Source organism: Dokdonella ginsengisoli (assembly GCF_042652785.1).
Classification (GTDB): domain Bacteria; phylum Pseudomonadota; class Gammaproteobacteria; order Xanthomonadales; family Rhodanobacteraceae; genus Dokdonella_A; species Dokdonella_A ginsengisoli.
In genome coordinates, this window is sequence record NZ_JBHSHD010000010.1 from 521,414 (window position 1) to 539,466 (window position 18,053).

12 protein-coding genes are annotated in these 18,053 nt (G+C 69.6%); 4 read left to right on the plus strand and 8 right to left on the minus strand.

The window, feature by feature from the left end; all coding sequences use genetic code 11:
- Positions 1–174: 174 nt before the first annotated feature.
- The 6 genes from ACFO6Q_RS14545 to ACFO6Q_RS14570 all read right to left on the minus strand — a co-directional run bounded on the left by ACFO6Q_RS14545 (position 175) and on the right by ACFO6Q_RS14570 (position 7,342).
- The gene (locus ACFO6Q_RS14545; protein WP_380021829.1) at positions 175–1,347 is read right to left on the minus strand and encodes a thiolase family protein; all 1,173 of its coding nucleotides are present in this window, start codon (positions 1,345–1,347) and stop codon (positions 175–177) included.
- 92 nt (positions 1,348–1,439) lie between these two features.
- Positions 1,440–1,703, minus strand: a complete 264-nt coding sequence (locus ACFO6Q_RS14550) for a hypothetical protein (RefSeq protein WP_380021830.1) — start codon at positions 1,701–1,703, stop codon at positions 1,440–1,442.
- Entirely contained in the window at positions 1,700–2,857 is a 1,158-nt protein-coding gene (locus ACFO6Q_RS14555; RefSeq protein WP_380021831.1) for an isovaleryl-CoA dehydrogenase, read from the minus strand. Before ACFO6Q_RS14555 ends, ACFO6Q_RS14550 begins: the two co-directional genes overlap by 4 nt.
- 139 nt (positions 2,858–2,996) lie before the next feature.
- On the minus strand, positions 2,997–5,342 hold the full coding sequence (locus ACFO6Q_RS14560; protein ID WP_380021832.1) for a xanthine dehydrogenase family protein molybdopterin-binding subunit: 2,346 nt from the start codon (positions 5,340–5,342) through the stop codon (positions 2,997–2,999).
- A complete protein-coding gene (locus tag ACFO6Q_RS14565; RefSeq protein WP_380021833.1) occupies positions 5,339–5,800 on the minus strand; it encodes a (2Fe-2S)-binding protein in 462 nt (153 codons plus the stop codon). Before ACFO6Q_RS14565 ends, ACFO6Q_RS14560 begins: the two co-directional genes overlap by 4 nt.
- 438 nt (positions 5,801–6,238) lie before the next feature.
- Positions 6,239–7,342: a Glu/Leu/Phe/Val dehydrogenase dimerization domain-containing protein gene (locus ACFO6Q_RS14570; RefSeq protein WP_380021834.1), complete on the minus strand. Its 1,104-nt coding sequence runs from the start codon at positions 7,340–7,342 to the stop codon at positions 6,239–6,241.
- A 277-nt stretch (positions 7,343–7,619) separates the two neighbouring features.
- Between ACFO6Q_RS14570 and ACFO6Q_RS14575 the strand changes: the two genes are divergently transcribed.
- The 3 genes from ACFO6Q_RS14575 to ACFO6Q_RS14585 are packed head-to-tail and all read left to right on the plus strand — an operon-like array spanning position 7,620 to position 9,849.
- Entirely contained in the window at positions 7,620–8,243 is a 624-nt protein-coding gene (locus tag ACFO6Q_RS14575) for a hypothetical protein (protein ID WP_380021835.1), read from the plus strand.
- Between the two features lie 58 nt (positions 8,244–8,301).
- Complete coding sequence (locus ACFO6Q_RS14580; protein ID WP_380021836.1) at positions 8,302–8,904, plus strand: TetR/AcrR family transcriptional regulator; 603 nt, start codon at positions 8,302–8,304, stop codon at positions 8,902–8,904.
- Between the two features lie 18 nt (positions 8,905–8,922).
- On the plus strand, positions 8,923–9,849 hold the full coding sequence (locus tag ACFO6Q_RS14585) for an alpha/beta hydrolase (RefSeq protein ID WP_380021837.1): 927 nt from the start codon (positions 8,923–8,925) through the stop codon (positions 9,847–9,849).
- A 232-nt stretch (positions 9,850–10,081) separates the two neighbouring features.
- On the opposite strand, the gene ACFO6Q_RS14590 is transcribed toward ACFO6Q_RS14585, so the two are convergent.
- The gene (locus ACFO6Q_RS14590; protein ID WP_380021838.1) at positions 10,082–11,485 is read right to left on the minus strand and encodes a choice-of-anchor Q domain-containing protein; all 1,404 of its coding nucleotides are present in this window, start codon (positions 11,483–11,485) and stop codon (positions 10,082–10,084) included.
- 413 nt (positions 11,486–11,898) lie between these two features.
- Positions 11,899–14,286, minus strand: a complete 2,388-nt coding sequence (locus tag ACFO6Q_RS14595) for a winged helix-turn-helix domain-containing protein (RefSeq protein ID WP_380021839.1) — start codon at positions 14,284–14,286, stop codon at positions 11,899–11,901.
- 119 nt (positions 14,287–14,405) lie between these two features.
- On the opposite strand from ACFO6Q_RS14595, the gene ACFO6Q_RS14600 reads away from it, so the two are divergent.
- Complete coding sequence (locus tag ACFO6Q_RS14600; RefSeq protein WP_380021840.1) at positions 14,406–18,050, plus strand: methylmalonyl-CoA mutase family protein; 3,645 nt, start codon at positions 14,406–14,408, stop codon at positions 18,048–18,050.
- The last annotated feature ends 3 nt before the right edge of the window (positions 18,051–18,053 follow it).

The window sequence follows — 18,053 nt, forward strand, 5'->3', positions numbered from 1 at the left end:
CCGAATCGTCTCGTGGTATCCCGAGGAATCTCGTCATCCCCGCGAACGCGGGGATCCATTTCGATTTTTCTCCGGCTCGATCAAGAGCAAGATAGATTCCCGCGTTCGCGGGAATGACGACACTCGAGATTGTCTTAAGGTCCCTCTGTCCGCGTTCATCCGCGTCGAACGGTTTTACACCAACTCCACCGCGATCGCGGTGGCTTCGCCGCCGCCGATGCACAGCGAGGCGACGCCGCGCTTGCCGCCGCGCGCCTGCAGCGCGTGCAGCAGGGTCACGACCAGGCGCGCGCCGGAGGCGCCGATCGGGTGGCCGAGCGCGCAGGCGCCGCCGTTGACGTTGATCTTCTCGTGCGCGATGCCCAGATCCTTGATCGGCGCCATCGCGACGACGGCGAACGCCTCGTTGACCTCGAACAGGTCGACGTCGGCGACGTTCCAGCCGGCCTTCTTCAGCACGTTCTGGATCGCGCTCACCGGCGCGGTGGTGAACCACTGCGGTTCCTGCGAATGCGTGGCGTGCGCGACGATGCGCGCGATCGGCTTGACGCCGCGCTTCTTCGCCTCGTCGGCGCTCATCAGCACCGTCGCGGCGGCGCCGTCGGAGATGCTCGACGAGCTGGCCGCGGTGACGGTGCCGTCCTTCTTGAACGCGCCCTTGAGCGTGGGGATCTTGGCGACGTCGGACTTGCCCGGCTGTTCGTCGGTGGCGAACTCGACCTCACCCTTGCGCGTGGCGACCTTGACCGGAACGATCTCGGCGGCGAACGCGCCGGAGGCGATCGCCGCCTGCGCGCGCTTGACCGACTCGATCGTGTAGGCGTCCTGCTGCTCGCGCGTGAAGCCGTACTTCTCGGCCGTCGCCTCGGCGAACACGCCCATCGACTGGCCGTCGTAGGGATTGGTCAGGCCGTCCCAGGCCATGTGGTCGACGAGCTTTGCGTCGCCGTAGCGCAGACCGGGGCGCGCGTTGACCATGTGCGGCGCGTTGGTCATCGATTCCATGCCGCCGGCGACGACGACGTCGGCCGAGCCGGCCTTGATCAGGTCGTGGCCGAGCATGATCGCCTTCATACCCGAGCCGCAGACCTTGTTGATCGTCGTGCAGCCGGCGGACTTGGGCAGTCCGGCGGCGAGCGAGGCCTGCCGCGCCGGGGCCTGGCCCAGGTTCGCCGGCAGCACGCAGCCCATGATGACCTCGGAAACGTCGTCGGCAGCGACGCCGCCCTGCTCGAGTGCGGCCTTGATCGCGGTCGCGCCGAGCGTCGGCGTCGGCACGCCGGTGAACTGGCCGAGCATGGAACCGATCGCGGTGCGCTTGGCGCCGACGATGACGATATCGGACATGGAAAAACCTCTTGGGATGGCGGGCGCGGGAAGCGCCGATGGGATCGCCCGATTATCGCGCCGTCGCTGCGCTGCGGCAAACCCGTGCCTGGCTACAGCAGGAGTTCGCCGTGGATGGCGATCGGTTCGCGCGATACGGGCGGCAGGCCGAAGGCTTCGGCGAGCAGCAGGATGTCGTTCAGTGCTGCCAGGCGCTGCGCGGGCGAGAGCGAACGTGCATAGGCCAGATCGTGCCGCGCGGCGGCGTCGAGATCGGAAAAACGGCCGGGCCCGGCTTCGGCCAGGGTGCGCAGCGCGAGCTCAGTCAAGGGCGCGAAGGCGGCGATCGAACGTGCGTTCCCCGCCACCGGCGTCACGACTTGCCGTGGAACAGCTCGCGCCCGATCAGCATGCGGCGGATCTCGTTGGTGCCGGCGCCGATCTCGTAAAGTTTTGCGTCACGCAGGATGCGGCCGGTCGGATACTCGTTGATGTAGCCGTTGCCGCCGAGCGCCTGGATCGCGTCGAGCGCGACCTGCACCGCGCTCTGCGAGGCATGCAGCAGGCACGAGGCCGGATCGATGCGCGACTTCACGCCGGCGTCGTAGTTCTGCGCCACCAGATAGGCGTAGCCGCGCGAGGACTGCAGCGCGGTGTACATGTCGGCGATCTTGCCCTGCATCAGGCCGAAGGTGCCGATCGGCGCGTTGAACTGCTTGCGCTCGCGCACGTAGGGCAGGGCGATGTCGAGCGCGGCCTGCATCAGGCCGATCGGACCGCCGCTGAGCACCAGGCGCTCGGTGTCCAGGCCGCTCATCAGCACGCGCACGCCTTCGTTGACCTCGCCGACGCGGTTGGCGTCGGGGATCTCGCAGTTGTCGAACACCAGCTCGCAGGTGTTGGAGCCGCGCATGCCGAGCTTGTCGAGCTTCTGCGCGGTCGAAAAACCCTTCATGCCCTTCTCGACGATGAAGGCGGTCATGCAGCGCGAGCCGGCCGGGCGGTGCGCGGTGCGCAGGTAGACCAGCAGCACGTCGGCGTCGGGGCCGTTGGTGATCCACATCTTCGAGCCGTTGGCGATCCAGGTGTCGCCCTTCTGCTCGGCGCGGCAGGTCATCGAGCCGACCACGTCCGATCCGGCGCCCGGTTCGCTCATCGCCAGCGCACCGACGTACTCGCCGCTGCACAGCTTGGGCAGGTACTTCTGCTTCTGCGTCTGGCTGGCGTTGTGGAAGATGTTGTTGACGCACAGGTTCGAGTGCGCGCCGTACGAAAGGCCGACCGAACCCGAGGCGCGCGAGATTTCTTCCATCGCGACCAGGTGGGCGAGGTAGCCCAGTTCCGAACCACCGTATTCGCCGGACACCGTCACGCCGAGCAGGCCCATGTCGCCGAGCTTGCGCCACAGGTCGGCCGGAAAGGCGTTCTCGCGGTCGATCAGGTCGGCCCTCGGCGCGATCTCCTTCTCGGCGAATGCGCGCACGCTCTCGCGCAGCAGGTCGAGTTCTTCACCGAGGGGAAAGGGGCGCATGCATCCGTCCGTCGTCAGGGGCGAGCCGAAATGATATCGCCCGCCGGGCGTTTGCGCGCGTGGAACGCCGCCACGCACCGCGGCGGCGCAGGCCGGCGCGCCGGAACCGCAGCTCCGGCGCGCCGTTCCGTACGAGGCCTCAGGCCGCCTTGTCGGACTTGGCCTGTGCCAGCTGGCTGCGGATCGGCAGCTCGCGGATGCGCTTGCCGGTCGCCGCGAAGATCGCGTTGACCAGGGCCGGCGCGACCGGCGGCAGGCCCGGTTCGCCGACGCCGCCGAGCGGCTGCGAGAAGTCGTCGTGGGCGACCAGGTGCACGCGGATCTCCTGCGGAGCCTCGTTCATGCGCAGGATCTGGAACTGGTGGAAGTTGGTCTGCTCGGCGCGCCCGTCCTTGAAGCTGATCTCGCCGTAGCGCGCCAGACCCAGGCCCTGGATCACCGCGCCTTCCATCTGCGAGCGCACGCGCTCGGGATTGACCTGCGGGCCGCAGTCGACCGCGATGTCCACGCGCGGAATCGCGATGGCGCCGTCTTCGGCGACCTCGACCTCGCACACCACCGCGGTGTAGGTGACGAAGCTGCGATGCGCGGCGAGGCCCAGACCGCGACCCTTGGCCGGCTTGCGGCCCCAGCCGGCTTCCTTCGCCGCCGTCTCGATCACGCGGCGCCAGCGCGCCGTGTCGATCGGATGCAGCGCCGGGTCCTCGCCGTAGTTCCACCAGACCGCGTCGGACGCCAGCTGCGGCGTCACCTTGCGGTCGCCGCCGAGCAGTTCGAGCAGGAAATCCTTGTGGTCGCGCCCGGCGGCGTGCGCCAGTTCGGCGACGAAGCTCTGGATCGCGAACGCATGCGGAATGTTGTAGACCGAGCGGAACCAGCCGATGCGCGTGTGCGCGGGCGCCTCGGGATTCTCGATGCGCACGTTGGGGATCGCGAAGGGCAGGTCGGCGATGCCCTGGCCGAGCTCGATCGGGCTCTCGTGCTTGGGATCGGGGCCGAAGGTCGAGGAGATCGACGGCGCGGCGATGCGGTGCAGCCAGCCGCTGACCTTGCCGGACTTGTCCAGCGCGGCCTCGAAGTGCGAGTGCGCGACGGCGTGGAAGTAGTCGTTGACGAGGTCGTCCTCGCGCGTCCAGGTGACCTTGACCGGCTTGCCGAGCTGCTTGGACAGCAGCGCGGCCTCGACGATGAAGTCGGGCTTGGACTTGCGCCCGAAGCCGCCGCCGAGCAGGGTCACGTGGATGGTGACCTTGTCGGCGTCGAAGCCGAGCGCCCTAGCCAATTCCTCGCGTGCGGCCTGCGGCGCCTGCGTGCAGGCCCACACCTCGCAGCGTCCGTCCTTGACCTGCGCCAGCGCCGCCGGCGGTTCCATCGTGGCGTGCGCCAGATGCGGCACGTAGTAGTCGGCGCTGACCTTCTTCGCCGCGGCGGCGAACGCCTTGTCGACGTCGCCCTCGTCGCGCACGCGCTTGCCGGGCGCGCGATTGGCCGCTTCCAGCTGCTTACGGTAGGCGGTCGAGTCGTAGCCGGCGTTGGCGCCGGCGTCCCACTGGATCTTCAGCTGCGCGCGCGCCTTGATCGCGCTGCCGGTGTTGTCGGCGACCACCGCGATGCCGCCGAGCGGCTGGAAGCCGGACGGCGCCGGCGTCGTGTCTAGCGGCACGATCTTGACCACGCCCGGCAGCTTGTCCGCGCCGGCCGCGTCGAACGAGGCGACCTTGCCGCCGTACACCGGCGGGCGCGCGACCACCGCGAACAGCATGCCGGGCAGGCGCGCGTCGATGCCGTACTGCGCGCGGCCGCTGACGATGTCGGCGCCGTCGATGAGGTTGGTCTTGCCCTTGCCGATGTAGCGGAACTCGGCCGGCGCCTTCAGCTTCAGCGCGTCGGCGGCGGGCACCGGCAGCGCCGCGGCCTTCGCGGCCAGCTCGCCGAAGGGGAGCTTGCGTCCGGACTTCGCGTGCACGACCTCGTGCACGCCGGCCTTCACCTCGGCGGCGTCGACGCCCCAGGCCGCGGCTGCGGCGGCTTCGAGCATGGTGCGCGCGGCGGCGCCGGCGCGGCGCAGCGCGGCGAAGCTCTGGCGCAGGCTGCGCGAGCCGTCGGTGTTCTGGTTGCCGTACTTCGGCTCGTCGCCGGGCGCCTGCTTCACCTTGACGCGGTCCCAGTCGGCGCCGAGCTCGTCGGCGATCACCATGGCGACGCTGGTGCGCACGCCCTGGCCCATCTCCGAACGGATGCAGACGATGCTCACCGTGCCGTCGGCGGCGATCTCGACGAACAGGCGCGGATCGTCGCGCAGGCCGTGCGGCATGCCGTCGCCGCCGTACTTCGGAGCGTCGTCCTTCTTCTCCTGCGCCTGCGCCAGGCGCAGCAGCGCACTGCCGCCGAAGGCGAGCACCAGGCTGCCGGCGCCGAAGCCGAGCAGGAAGCCGCGGCGGCTCTCGTTGGCGATGGTCAGCGGTGCGGGAGACTCGCGGTTCATTTCGCACCTCCCTGCGCGGCGGCCTGCTTGATCGCGGCGCGGATGCGCGGGTAGGTGCCGCAGCGGCACAGGTTGCCGGCCATCATCTGGTCGATGTCGGCGTCGCTCGGATTGGGCTTGGTCTTCAGCAGCGAAGCCGCCTGCATGATCTGGCCCGGCTGGCAGTAGCCGCACTGGGCGACGTTGAGTTCCTGCCAGGCCTTCTGCAGCGGGTGCTGCACGTCCGGCGACAGGCCTTCGATGGTCGTCACCTGCTTGCCGGCGGCCGCGGCTACCGGGGTGACGCACGAGCGCGTCGCCGCGCCGTCGATGTGCACCGTGCACGCGCCGCACAAGGCCATGCCGCAGCCGAACTTGGTGCCGGTCTGGCCCAGGACGTCGCGCAGATACCAGAGCAGCGGCAGGGTCGGGTCGCCGTCGAACCGCTGTTCGCTTCCGTTCACCGTGAGCGTGATCATCGTCCACCTCGTGGGTTGACCATGCGGCCGGACGCCGCGCGGTCTGCCTGCGTCGCGGTTCGCGCCGGCGATAAGCCGCGCCGAACCGGCTGCGCCCATGCGCAGCCGGCATAGCCTAAGGGATATCGGCCGCGGTTGTCGTAAGGAGAAAGTGATGATCGCCGCGGCGCGGAATCCAGCCTCGAGTGCCGCCAGCCGGGACGCTGGCGAAGAAGCGTCTCTCGCAGAGGCGCAGAGGTGAAGAGCCTTTCGCCGGAATGCTTTTCTCTGCGTCTCTGCGAGAAAAGCTCTCTCGGCCCCCCCCGAAGGAAGGCGCGGCGCTGCCGATCAGCAGCGCCGCACCGGCGAAGCGTGCGACCCGGCCGGGTCGCAGGCGCGCCCGGCCGTCGGTCCGGCACGGCGGGCGCCGTTGCCGTGTGCGGGCGAATCGCCCCGCGCTTACTGCCCGCGCATGCGGCCGAGGAAGCGCGGCGTGCTGTTGCCCATGGTCGGCAGCTTGATGCGGCCGATCGAGGCGATGCGCTCTTCCGCCATGCGGTCGGCGGCGAGGTAGGTCGGGATGCCGTCGCGCTTGGCGATTTCGAAGATGCGGCCGACGTTGTAGTAGATCGTGCGCATCATGCGCATCGCGCGCTCGCGGTTGTAGCCGTCGATCTCCAGCGAGACGTTCATCACGCCGCCGGCGTTCACCGCGTAGTCCGGCGCGTACAGGATGCCGCGCTTCTCCACCTCGACGCCGATCGCGTTGTCGGCGAGCTGGTTGTTGGCGGCGCCGCAGACGATCTTGCATTTCAGGCGCGGCAGGGTCGCGGCGTTGATCGTGCCGCCGAGCGCGCAGGGGCTGTAGACGTCGGCGTCGGTGTCGTAGATCTCGTCCAGGCCGACCGCGGTGCAGCCGTGCTCGTCCACGGCTTCCTGCACGAGCGCCTTGTTGATGTCGGTGACGAACACCTTCGCGCCCTGTTCGCGCAGCAGCTTGACGAACTCCATGCCGACGTGGCCAAGGCCCTGCACGGCGTAGCTGTACTTGCCCACTTCCTCGTTGCCGAACTTGTGGTTCAGCGCGGCCATCAGGCCCTGCAGCGTGCCGTAGGCGGTGAACGGCGAGGGATCGCCCGAACCGCCGTGCACCTGGTGCACGCCGGTGACGAACTCGGTTTCGCGGAACACCCATTCCATGTCGTTGACGTCGATGCCGACGTCCTCGGCCGTGATGTAGCGGCCGTTGAGCGAGCCGACGAAGCGGCCGAAGGCGCGGAACAGCGCTTCGGACTTGTCCTTGGACGGGTCGCCGATGATGACCGCCTTGCCGCCACCGAGATTGAGGCCGGCCACCGCGTTCTTGTAGGTCATGCCGCGCGACAGGCGCAGCACGTCGTTGAGCGCTTCGGCCTCGCTCTTGTACGGCCACATGCGCAGACCGCCGAGGGCCGGGCCGAGCACGCTGTTGTGCACGGCGATGATGGCCTTCAGGCCGGCGTCCTTGCTGTGGCAGAACACGACCTGCTCGTGGGCGGTCTCGGCGATGGTTTCGAAAATCATGATGACTCCGGGTGTGGCGCTGGGCGGGAGCGGGGGCGACGATGCTGCGCCGTGAGGGGAACCGACACGAAGAATGCGCTCCAACGCGCTGATTCTTCTGATCTTGGTTCCTTGTTTGTCGTCGGCCGCGGTGAAAATGGCGCGTAGTGTAGTCCTCCGGCGCTGCGACACAACACCCGGACGGCACGCCGGCCGCGGATGCTGCGCCGCGCGTTGTCGCGCACCGGTCGCGCGGCGCAAGATGCCGCTTCGTCCGCATCCGCCGAGGAAACCGTCCATGCTCCATCGCCGTCTGTCCATCGCTCTCGCCGCCTGCCTCGCGCTGGCTCCGCTGGTCTGCGCCGCCGCGGACGATCCGCAGACCGAGGCCGAGCGCAAGGTGGCCGGCGCGGTGTTCACCGCCTACAACAAGATGCTGGAGTCGCGCTTCGCGGTCGACGTCCAGTCGACCGACGACAAGGGCAACCAGGCCAAGGCGCTGGCCGAATACGAGGGGGTGTCGCGCTTCCACGTGAAGACCGACCGCATGGAGATCGTCGCCACGCCGGAGGGCAGCTGGGTCAAGGCCGACGAGGCCGGCTGGACGCGCTCGCCGGCCGAGATGGCCGGCATGGTCAAGCAGTTCGTGCCCAAGTCCGCGGCCGAGCTGCAGTCCAGCTCGAGCAACCTCAAGGACGAGGGGCCGACCACCTGGAACGGCCAGCCGGCGCACGCCTACAGCTACGACACGCGCCTGCAGGTCATGGGCGCCGACGTGAAGGCGCACAACAAGGTCGTCATCAACCAGGCCGGCCAGCTGGTGCGCTCGGAGAGCGACGGCGAGGCGATGGGCATCAAGTCGCATTCGGTGCAGGACATCCGCTACGACGACGCGATCCGCATCACGCCGCCGAAGGGCTGACGCGGCGGGCCGGCGCACGGTCGTTGGATTTCCAGAACGATCGTGCTATTTTCTGCCGATGCAAGCCGATCATCGAGCCGCCACCGCGAAAGGTGCCGCCACGCGCGGCCACATCGTCGACCGCGCCCTGGAGATGGTGCGCGTCGGCGGCTTCGACGGCCTGTCGATCGGCAGCGTCGCGCAGACCGCGGCGATGTCCAAGAGCGGGGTGTTCGCGCATTTCGGCTCGCGTGAGGAGCTGCAGCTGGCGGTGCTCGACGCCGCGGCGGAGCGCTTCACGCGCGAGGTGTTCGTGCCGGCCTTGCGCGCGCCGCGCGGTCTCGCACGTCTGCGCGCGATCGTCGCGCACTGGCTGGAATGGCTGCGCCTGAGCGAGGGCGGCTGCCCGATGGTCGGCGCCGCGGTCGAGTTCGACGACCGCCCCGGGCCGGTGCGCGAGCGCGTCGTGTTCTACGAGGAACGCCTGCGCGCCGAACTGGTGCGCGCCGTGCGCATGGCGGTCGAAAGCGGCGAATTGCGCGCCGACACCGACGCCGAGCAGGTCGCCTTCGAACTGTTCGCGATCGCGCTGGCCTCGCACCACGATTTCCGCCTGCTCGGCGACGCCAGTCCGCGCGGCGCGCGTGCGCTCGAACGCCTGATCGACTCCCACCGCGTCTGAAATCCGCAGAGGTCCGCCATGGCCACGCCTTCGACCAGAAAAAGCACGATCGTTCTAAAAAATGCCACCTTCGCGGCCCTGCGCGCGCAGTACGCGCTCGGCGCGCGGCTGTCGCCGGAGCGCACCGCACGCCGTGCCCTGCGCCTGTTCGGCACGCCGCTGGCGTCCAGCCGCCAGCGCGCGGGCCGCGCCGACGACGGCGGCGCGATCGTCTCGATCGTGCACAGCCACGGCGTCGCGCTGACGCAGTACGTCTGGGGCAATCCGGGCGCCACGCCTTATGTGCTGCTCGCGCACGGCTGGTCCGACCACGCGCTGCGGATGCTGCCGTGGGCGCGTGCTTTGCAGGCCGCCGGCTATGCGGTGGTTGCGTTCGACCAGCCCGGCCACGGCCGCAGCGCGCCGGGCCGCGGCTACCTGGTCGACTTCGCCGCGCACATCGCCGCCGCCGTGGAGCGCTTCGGACCGGCGCAGGCGGTGGTCGGGCATTCCTTCGGTGCGGCCGCGGCGGCGCTGGCGATGTCCGAAGGCGCGCGCATCGGTCGCGCGGTGCTGGTCGCGCCGCCGGCCGACGTGGTCGCCGCGACGCATCGTTTCGCGCGCGCCTTGTGGATGTCGGCCTCGATCGCGCGGCGCATGTGCGCCCTGGTGGAATCGGAGATCGGCCGCGAGCTGGAATCGTTCCAGATCCAGCGCCGCGCGCCGGCACTGGCGCCGCCCGCGCTGGTCGTGCACGACCTCGACGACCGCGAAGTGCCGTGGGAGGAGGGCGAGCGCTACGCGCGCTACTGGCCCGGCGCGCGCCTGCTCAATACCAGCGGACTCGGCCACCAGCGCATCCTCGCCGATGCCGGCGTGATCGAGGCCGCGCTGCGCTTCCTCGATGGTGCCGAAGTCGGCGAGCGCGTGGTGTCGACGTTCGAGTTGCCGTTCGGGGTGGCTTGAAGGGCTCGCGACGCCGCGAAAATACCTCCCTGCCGTCATCCCCGCGAAGGCGGGGATCCATCGTGCTTTTGCTGATGACCGAGCAAGAGAAAAATCAAAGTGGATCCCCGCTTTCGCGGGGATGACGGTGTGTGTGCGTTCGCGTAAGTGACGTGTCCTAGAAACTGCATCCGAGTGGCGGCCGTCGATCTTTCGACACTCCCTGGAAATCCGTCCAAAAGGCGCGCGCGACTCAGGGCGCGCCATCGAAGCCGTCGATGAAGATCCGGTCCGCGTCGTCCGCCTCGAAGGCGCCGACGTCGCAGGCCGCCGTGCCGTCGCCGTCGCCGTCCTGCGGCCGCAGATGGCCGCGCTGGTCGAGGTTGCCGACCGGCGCCGCGGCGCAGGCGCTGTCGTCGCCGCTGTCGATCGCCGCGCTGCCGGGAAGCAGTGCGTGCGTCCACGTCGATCCGCCGTTGTCGGCCAGCGGCGCCAGGGCCAGGGCCGCGGCGGCGACCGGCGTGCCGCCGACCAGCGCGTCGCCGCCGCAGCTGGCGTCGGTGGCGAGGTTGTGCGTGCTGGCCGCGACGTCGAGCGGCTTGCTGCACAGCGCCGCACCTCCCTCCGTGGTCGAAGCGATCACGCTGTTGGTCGCCTTGATTAGGCCGGTGCCGGGATTGGCGGCGATGGCGATGGCGACACCGCCGGCCGAGACCGAACGGTTGTCGACCACCGAGCTGTTGCTCAGCGTGATGTTGCCGGTGACGCTCATCGCCGCGCCGTCGATGAAGCCGCCGCCGGCGTTGTCGCCGAGCGTGCGGTTGCCCGAGACGGTGGTGTTGGTCAGGAACGCGTTGCCACCGACGGCGAGGCCGGCGGCCTGGCTGGCGTTGCCGCGTGTCTCGTTGCCGGAGATCGTGCTGTTGACGAAGGTCGCGTCGAACCAGGCCCAGAACACGACGATGCCACCGCCGCCGGAGGTTTCGCCCTCGGTCCAGTTGTCGGCGACGGTGCTGTCGACCACCTCGGCGGTGCCGAACGCGACCATCACGCCGCCGGCCAGGCTGCCGTAGCCCTCGGTCCAGTTGCGCGTGATCCGGCTGCGCAGCAGCTGGGTGGTGGTCGCCGTGAACAGGCCGCCGCCGACCGAGTTCGGCCCCGCCGTGGAATTGCCGGTGACCACCGAATCGACCAGGTGAAAGGCGGACAGGCTGCGCACCGCGCCGCCGTTGTCGCCGTCGGCGGTGGTGCGGCCACCGGTGAGCGTGAGGCCGGACAGGGTCGTCTCGTAGGAGGTTTCCTGGTCGCCTTCGATGTCGAAGACGCGCGACTGGCCCTGCGCATCGATGGTCAATGCGTCGGCGCCGGGGCCGCTGAGGGTGAGCTTGTCGCTGATCGTCAGCTGGCCTTCGGTCAGCGCGATGGTACCGGTCACCTCCGGCGCGAACGCGATCTCGTCGTTGCCGACGTCACCGCCGGTGCAGCCGGCGACGGCCGCGTTGGTATTGGCGGCGGCGATCGCGTCGCGCAGCGTGCATTGATCCGGTATCGAGCCGTCGGCGGTGGTGGTGACGGTGATCGTGGCCGCGCCGGCGCCGGCCGGAAGCAGGGCGAGGGCGACGGCGAGGGAGCGGCGTCGGCAGGAGCGGATGAGCATGAGCGGGACCCGTTCGAGGGGCGCCGGAACATCCGCCGGCGCATCGGCGCGGCGCCGTCGGCCCCGCAGCCGTCGACGCTAGCCGCGGCATGCGTGGAAGTCGTTCCGGATGCATTCGAATCCGTCTGCAAAGCCTTTCAGATTGCGGATTCGAAAGGGGTTTGTGAATGACTTGGGCGCTCGTCGGGCGGCTGACCACCCAAGTACCCGGGCAATCGCAACTGTCGTCATTCCCGCGGAGGGGTCTTCAACAGCCGAAGGGCGGGTCAAGCGCGAATCCGACTGGCTTCCGGTTGCCCTGCCGAACATCAACGTGGATCCGCGCTTTCGCGGGGATGACGACAGCAAAGGGGAGGGCCGGACTCGTTCGCCCTTGCCGGAATGACGAAGGTCGAGGGTTTTTCGACGTTTCCTCAGCGGCCGGCACCCGCCACGGGCGGCTCCAGCAAGGCCGCCGGGATCGCACGTTCGCCGGCCAGCTCGCGCGCCTGCCGCAGCGCCCGCGTCCAGGCCTCCGTCTCGCCGCCGGCATGGAAGACCGCGGCCTGCAGCAATGCACTGTCGAAGTCGCGCTCGGCCCAGACGCCGGCGCGTCCGCTGCGCGCCGCCGCATCGGCCACGCGGCCGTGCGCGAGCAGCCAGGGCACGCAGGCACCGGTCGCCAGCACGATCGTATCGGGCACGCCCTGCGCTTCGGCGAGGTCGGCGGCTTCGCGCAGTAGCGCGTCGGCGTCCGCGTCGTGGCCGTGGGCGGCGGCCCATTCGGCACGCGCGACGCGGTCGGGCACGGCGAAACCGGGATCGTCGTGCGGTTCGAGGGCGCCGATGCGCGCCTGGACCGGTGCGCCGACGGCGATCGAGGCGCGCTGGCGCAGCAGCGCGGCGCGTGCGCGCTCCTCGGCGTCGGTCTGCGCCTGCGGCGGCCAGACCTCGATCGCGCGCGTGGTGGCGGCCAGCGCTTCGCGAAATTGCCCGCGCCGCATGGCCAGCTCGGCGCGCGCGAGCAGGGCGTAGCGCAGGTATTCGGCGGGGAACTCCGGGTGTGCGTCGGCCGGATACGGCGCCAGCACGCGCTCGGCCTCGGCCAGGCGGCCGTTGCCGACCAGGGCGAGCGCGTAGTAGCCCTCGCTGGCCGCGCGCAGACCGGGGTTCTCCAGCCGTTCGCGCAGCGCCCACAGGCGCTCGCCGGTGGCCAGCGCGTCGGACCATTGCAGCAGGCGCATCTGCGACTGCAGCAGCGCGGTGAGGTTGTAGCGCAGCGAATCGATCGAGCCGAACGACTCGGCGATCTCGGCCGCGGTGCGGAAGTAGGGCAGCGCCTCGCCGACGCGCAGGCGCGCCAGTTCGAGATGACCGAGGTAGTTGTTCATCTCGCCGAGCGTGTGGCGGTCGCCGGCGATCTCCAGCTGCGCGCGCGCCTGGCCCAGATCCAGCGCGGCTTCGTCGAAATGGCGCAGCATCACGTGCGCGACGCCGCGCTCGGCCAGCGCCATGCCGAGCGCACCCGGCGCGCGCACGCCGTCCAGCGCGCGCACGGAGGCGTCGAACGACGGCGCCGCCGCGGTCCAGCCGCGGTCCTTGCCGATCGCGATCCAGCCGCGCATGCGCAGCGCCCGCGCGCGCAGCTGCGGCAGCGCGGCGGCGGCCGGGTCGGCCAGCACGCGCTCGACGATCGCTTCGGCGCGGTCGAGCTGCCCGGCGTGGAACTCGACGCGTGCCAGTTCATAGCGCAGTTCCGGCGTCTGGCGCATCGCATCGGGTGCGCTCTCGATCGCCGCGCGCGCCGCATCGAGCTGGTTCGCCAGCAGCGCGGCGCGGGCGCGTTGCAGGCGTTCCTCCAGCGGGGTGTCGGTGGTGGCTTCGTCGCTCGCCTGGCGGCCAAGCGCGGCCAGCAGCAGGTCGCAGGCGCGTCGCGCGGAATCGACCAGGTCGTGGCGGCCGGATTCGACCCTGCGGCGCGCATCGTCGGCCGCCTCGGCGCTCAGCTCGACGGTCCAGCCGTCCTTCGCGTGCGTGGCGACGCCGTGCACGAGCAGGCCGGCGCCGAGCGTGCGGCGCAGCGCGGCCTCGCGTTCCGCCTCGGGCAGCGCGGCGCTGGCGTGCACCGCGGCGACCACCGCATCGCTCGGCGGCACCGGCAGGCCGGCGCGGCGCAGGCGGCCGGCCACCTGGTCCATCACGCCGAGCCGCGCCCAGCTGGCGTCGACGTCTTCCGGCGCGTCGACCTCGAACGGCAGCACCACCACCGCGCCGCCCGCGGCGTTCGGCAGCGGGTGCGATGCGAACAGTCGCCAGCCCGCCGCGAGCACGGCGGCGAGGGCGAGCAGGGCCAGCACAATCGCGCCGATGCGACGGTGCGTGGGCGGCGGAGCGGCGTGGCCGGTCGATGCCGCGGCCTTGGCCTCGGCGATCGCCGCTTCGGCGGCCGGCGCGGCGGGCAGCGGTTCCGGCAGCGCTTCGTCCGCGTCGATCGCCTCGGTCGGCACCACCCAGCGATAGCCGAAGCCGGCGATCGTGCGCACGCTGTGCTGCGCCTGGCTGTCGTCGCCGACGGCGCGGCGCACCTGCATGATTAGCTGGCTGAGCTGCGCGTTGGCCACGTCGACGCGGCCCCACAGCGCGGCGATCAGCTCGTCGTGGCCGACCGCGCGCTCGCGCTGCTCGACCAGATACGCCAGGCCGTCGAACACGCGCCGCGGCAGCGACAGCAGCTCGCCGCCGCGGTGCAGCTCGCGTGCGGCGGGATCGATGCGGTACTCGCCGAAACGGTACGCGCGCAGCGTCGGGGCGCGGGCTGCCACGGGGCGGGAGATGTCCGGGTCCGAAAGAAGCGGAATCGTAACGGTTGCGCTGCGCGCGCGGCAGGCGCCGCCCGCCGCGTAGAATAGGCGCCTGTTTTCAGCAAGCCGGATCGCGCGCCATGAGTACACCCGCCAAGCACGTCGCCCCCGAAAGCGCCGCCGAGCAGAAGCCGCTGCGGTTCGTCACCGCCGCCAGCCTGTTCGACGGCCACGACGCCGCCATCAACATCATGCGGCGCCTGATCCAGGCGCAGGGCGCGGAGGTGATCCACCTCGGCCACAACCGCTCGGTCGAGGACGTGGTGCGCGCCGCGCTGCAGGAAGACGCCGACGCGATCGCGCTGTCGAGCTACCAGGGCGGCCACGTCGAGTACTTCAAGTACATGGTCGACATGCTGAAAGAGCGCGGCGCCGGCCACATCCGCGTGTTCGGCGGCGGCGGCGGCACCATCACGCCGGAGGAGATCCGCGAACTGGAAGCCTACGGCGTCGAACGCATCTACCACCCCAACGACGGCATGAAGATGGGGCTGGTCGAGATGATCGAGGACGTGGTCAAGCGCGCCCGCGCCGCGTCCGACGCGCACTCGGCCGGCGAGCCGGGCACCGACGTGCCGCCGGCCAAGGTCGCGATCGACGACGAGATCGCCGTCGGCCACGCGCTGACCGCGATCGAGGAGGGCGCGCACGACGAGCACACGCTCGAACGCCTGCGCAAGGAATGGCAGCTCGCCGGCGGCAAGACGCCCGTCGTCGGCATCACCGGCACCGGCGGTGCCGGCAAGTCCTCGGTCGTCGACGAGCTGCTGCTGCGCTTCCTGCACGCCTTCCCGCAGATGCACATCGCCGTGCTCGCCGTCGACCCGACCCGCCGCCGCTCCGGCGGCGCGCTGCTCGGCGACCGCATCCGCATGAATTCGCTGCGCAGCCATCGCGTGTTCATGCGCTCGATGGCCACGCGCCGCCAGCACGCAGCCACCAGCATCGTGCTGAAGGACTGCATCGCGTTCCTGAAGGGGCAGGGCTACGACCTCGTCATCGTCGAGACCGCCGGCATCGGCCAGAGCGATTCGGAGATCGTCGACCTGGTCGACTTCCCGATGTACGTGATGACCAGCGACTACGGCGCCGCCAGCCAGCTCGAGAAGATCGACATGCTCGATTTCGCCGAGCTGGTCGTCTTGAACAAGTTCGACAAGCGCGGCGCCGAGGACGCGCTGCGCGACGTGCGCAAGCAGTGGAAGCGCAACCGCGTCGCGTTCAAGCTGAAGGACGAGGACCTGCCGGTCTATCCGTCCATCGCCAGCCAGTTCAATGATCCGGGCGTGACCTGGATGTTCACCAACCTGTGCCGCCTGCTGCGCGAGAAGCTCTCGCTGGCCGGCACCGCGCACGTCGACTGGCAGCCGCAGCTCGACACTTCGCTGAAGGAGCCGCGTGCGACCGTGCTGATCCCGGGCAGCCGCGTGCGTTACCTGGCCGAGATTGCGGAGCAGGGGCGGGCGATCAATGCGCGGATCGAGTCGCAGGCGGAGGTTGCGGATCGGGCGCAGGCGTACTGGCAGTCGTTGCGTGATCTCGAAGATCCGAAGCTGCCGAAGGCGCTCGATCTCTACGACGCCAACGCTTTGCTTTCCCTTCTCCCGGGAACGGGAGAAGGTGCCCGAAGGGCGGATGAGGGCAGCTCGCAAAAGACCCCTCACCCCAACCCTCTCCCGCAAGCGGGAGAGGGGGAAAAGCCGGCGGACCGCAGCCTCCTCACCCTGCGCCAGCGCTACAACGACGCCATCCAGTCCCTCGACTCCGACGCGCTGCGCGGCTTGCGCGAATGGCCGGCGCGCCTGAAGTCGATCACCGACGAGGTCAACGAATACGAAGTCCGCGGCAAGGCGATCCGCGTGGAGAACTACCGCGAATCGCTCTCGCACCAGAAGATTCCGAAGATCGCCGCGCCCACCTACAAGAGCTGGGGCGAATTGCTGGTCTTCCTGCAGAAGGAAAACCTGCCCGGCTACTACCCCTACACCGGCGGCGTTTACCCGTACCGGCGCACCGGCGAGGACCCGATCCGCATGTTCGCCGGCGAGGGCACGCCCGAGCGCACCAACCGGCGCTTCCACTACCTCAGCCAGGGCTTGCCCGCCGCGCGCCTGTCCACCGCCTTCGACAGCGTCACGCTCTACGGCGAAGACCCGGCGCCGCGCCCGGACATCTACGGCAAGATCGGCAACTCCGGCGTCAACATCCCGACGCTGGACGACATGAAGAAGCTGTACTCCGGCTTCGATCTCTGCGCGCCGACCACCTCGGTGTCGATGACGATCAACGGCCCCGCGCCGATCATCCTCGCGATGTTCATGAACACCGCGATCGACCAGCAGGTGGAGAAGTACCTGAAGGAAGATCCCGCGCGCTGGGCGGAAGCCGAATCGAGGATCGCCAAATTGTTCGAAGGCCGCCAGCGCCCGCTTTACCACGGCGACCTGCCGGCGACCAACAACGGCCTCGGCCTCGGCCTGCTCGGCGTCACCGGCAACCAGGTCGTCGACGCCGACACCTACGAGAAGATCAAGGCCGCCACGCTCTCCACCGTGCGCGGCACCGTGCAGGCCGACATCCTCAAGGAAGACCAGGCGCAGAACACCTGCATCTTCAGCACCGAATTCGCACTGCGCATGATGGGCGACATCCAGCAGTACTTCGTCGACCGCAAGGTGCGCAACTTCTATTCGGTGTCGATCTCCGGCTACCACATTGCCGAAGCCGGCGCGAACCCGATCAGCCAGCTCGCCTTCACGCTGTCCAACGGCCTCACGATCGTGGAGTACTACCTGGCGCGCGGAATGCGCATCGACGACTTCGCACCGAACCTGTCGTTCTTCTTCTCCAACGGCATGGACCCGGAATACACCGTCATCGGCCGCGTCGCCCGCCGCATCTGGGCGCGCGCCATGCGCGAGCGCTACGGCGCCAACGAGCGCAGCCAGATGATGAAGTACCACATCCAGACCTCCGGCCGCTCCCTGCACGCGCAGGAGATCCAGTTCAACGACATCCGCACCACGCTGCAGGCGCTGTACGCGCTGTTCGACAACTGCAATTCCCTGCACACGAACGCCTACGACGAGGCCATCACCACGCCGACCGAGGAAAGCGTGCGCCGCGCCGTCGCCATCCAGATGATCATCAACAAGGAACTCGGCCTCAACTTCAACGAGAATCCCTGGCAGGGCAGCTTCATCGTGGACAAGCTCACCGACATCGTCGAGGAAGCCGTCTACAAGGAATTCGAGGCGATCAGCGAGCGCGGCGGCGTGCTCGGCGCGATGGACACCATGTACCAGCGCGGCAAGATCCAGGAAGAGAGCCTCTACTACGAACACAAGAAGCACGACGGCAGCCTGCCGCTGATCGGCGTCAACACCTTCCTGCCGAAGGAGCACGCCGGCGAAGTCGTCACCGAGATCGAGCTGATCCGCTCGACCGAGGAGGAGAAGGGGCAGCAGATCGAGAACGTGCGTGCGTATCAGAACAACCGCAATCGCCTTGCGCCGGCGGGCGAGACCTCACGCGAGCATGGGACTGACGTCGACGAGGCCGATGCCGGCACGCACGACGGGCATGGGCTGCGCTATCTGCAGGATACGGCGCGCAACCGGCAGAACGTGTTCGCGGCGCTGATGGAGGCGGTGAAGACGCATTCGTTGGGGCAGATCAGTCATGCGCTTTACGATGTGGGTGGTGAATATCGTAGGAACATGTAACCG

Bases quoted from the DNA above. Each gene is read 5' to 3' on its own strand.
- ACFO6Q_RS14545 (WP_380021829.1), bottom strand. From the start codon at position 1,347: ATGTCCGATATCGTCATCGTCGGCGCCAAGCGCACCGCGATCGGTTCC.
- ACFO6Q_RS14555 (WP_380021831.1), bottom strand. From the start codon at position 2,857: ATGCGCCCCTTTCCCCTCGGTGAAGAACTCGACCTGCTGCGCGAGAGC.
- ACFO6Q_RS14560 (WP_380021832.1), bottom strand. From the start codon at position 5,342: ATGAACCGCGAGTCTCCCGCACCGCTGACCATCGCCAACGAGAGCCGC.
- ACFO6Q_RS14565 (WP_380021833.1), bottom strand. From the start codon at position 5,800: ATGATCACGCTCACGGTGAACGGAAGCGAACAGCGGTTCGACGGCGAC.
- ACFO6Q_RS14570 (WP_380021834.1), bottom strand. From the start codon at position 7,342: ATGATTTTCGAAACCATCGCCGAGACCGCCCACGAGCAGGTCGTGTTC.
- ACFO6Q_RS14575 (WP_380021835.1), top strand. From the start codon at position 7,620: ATGCTCCATCGCCGTCTGTCCATCGCTCTCGCCGCCTGCCTCGCGCTG.
- ACFO6Q_RS14580 (WP_380021836.1), top strand. From the start codon at position 8,302: ATGCAAGCCGATCATCGAGCCGCCACCGCGAAAGGTGCCGCCACGCGC.
- ACFO6Q_RS14585 (WP_380021837.1), top strand. From the start codon at position 8,923: ATGGCCACGCCTTCGACCAGAAAAAGCACGATCGTTCTAAAAAATGCC.
- ACFO6Q_RS14590 (WP_380021838.1), bottom strand. From the start codon at position 11,485: ATGCTCATCCGCTCCTGCCGACGCCGCTCCCTCGCCGTCGCCCTCGCC.
- ACFO6Q_RS14600 (WP_380021840.1), top strand. From the start codon at position 14,406: ATGAGTACACCCGCCAAGCACGTCGCCCCCGAAAGCGCCGCCGAGCAG.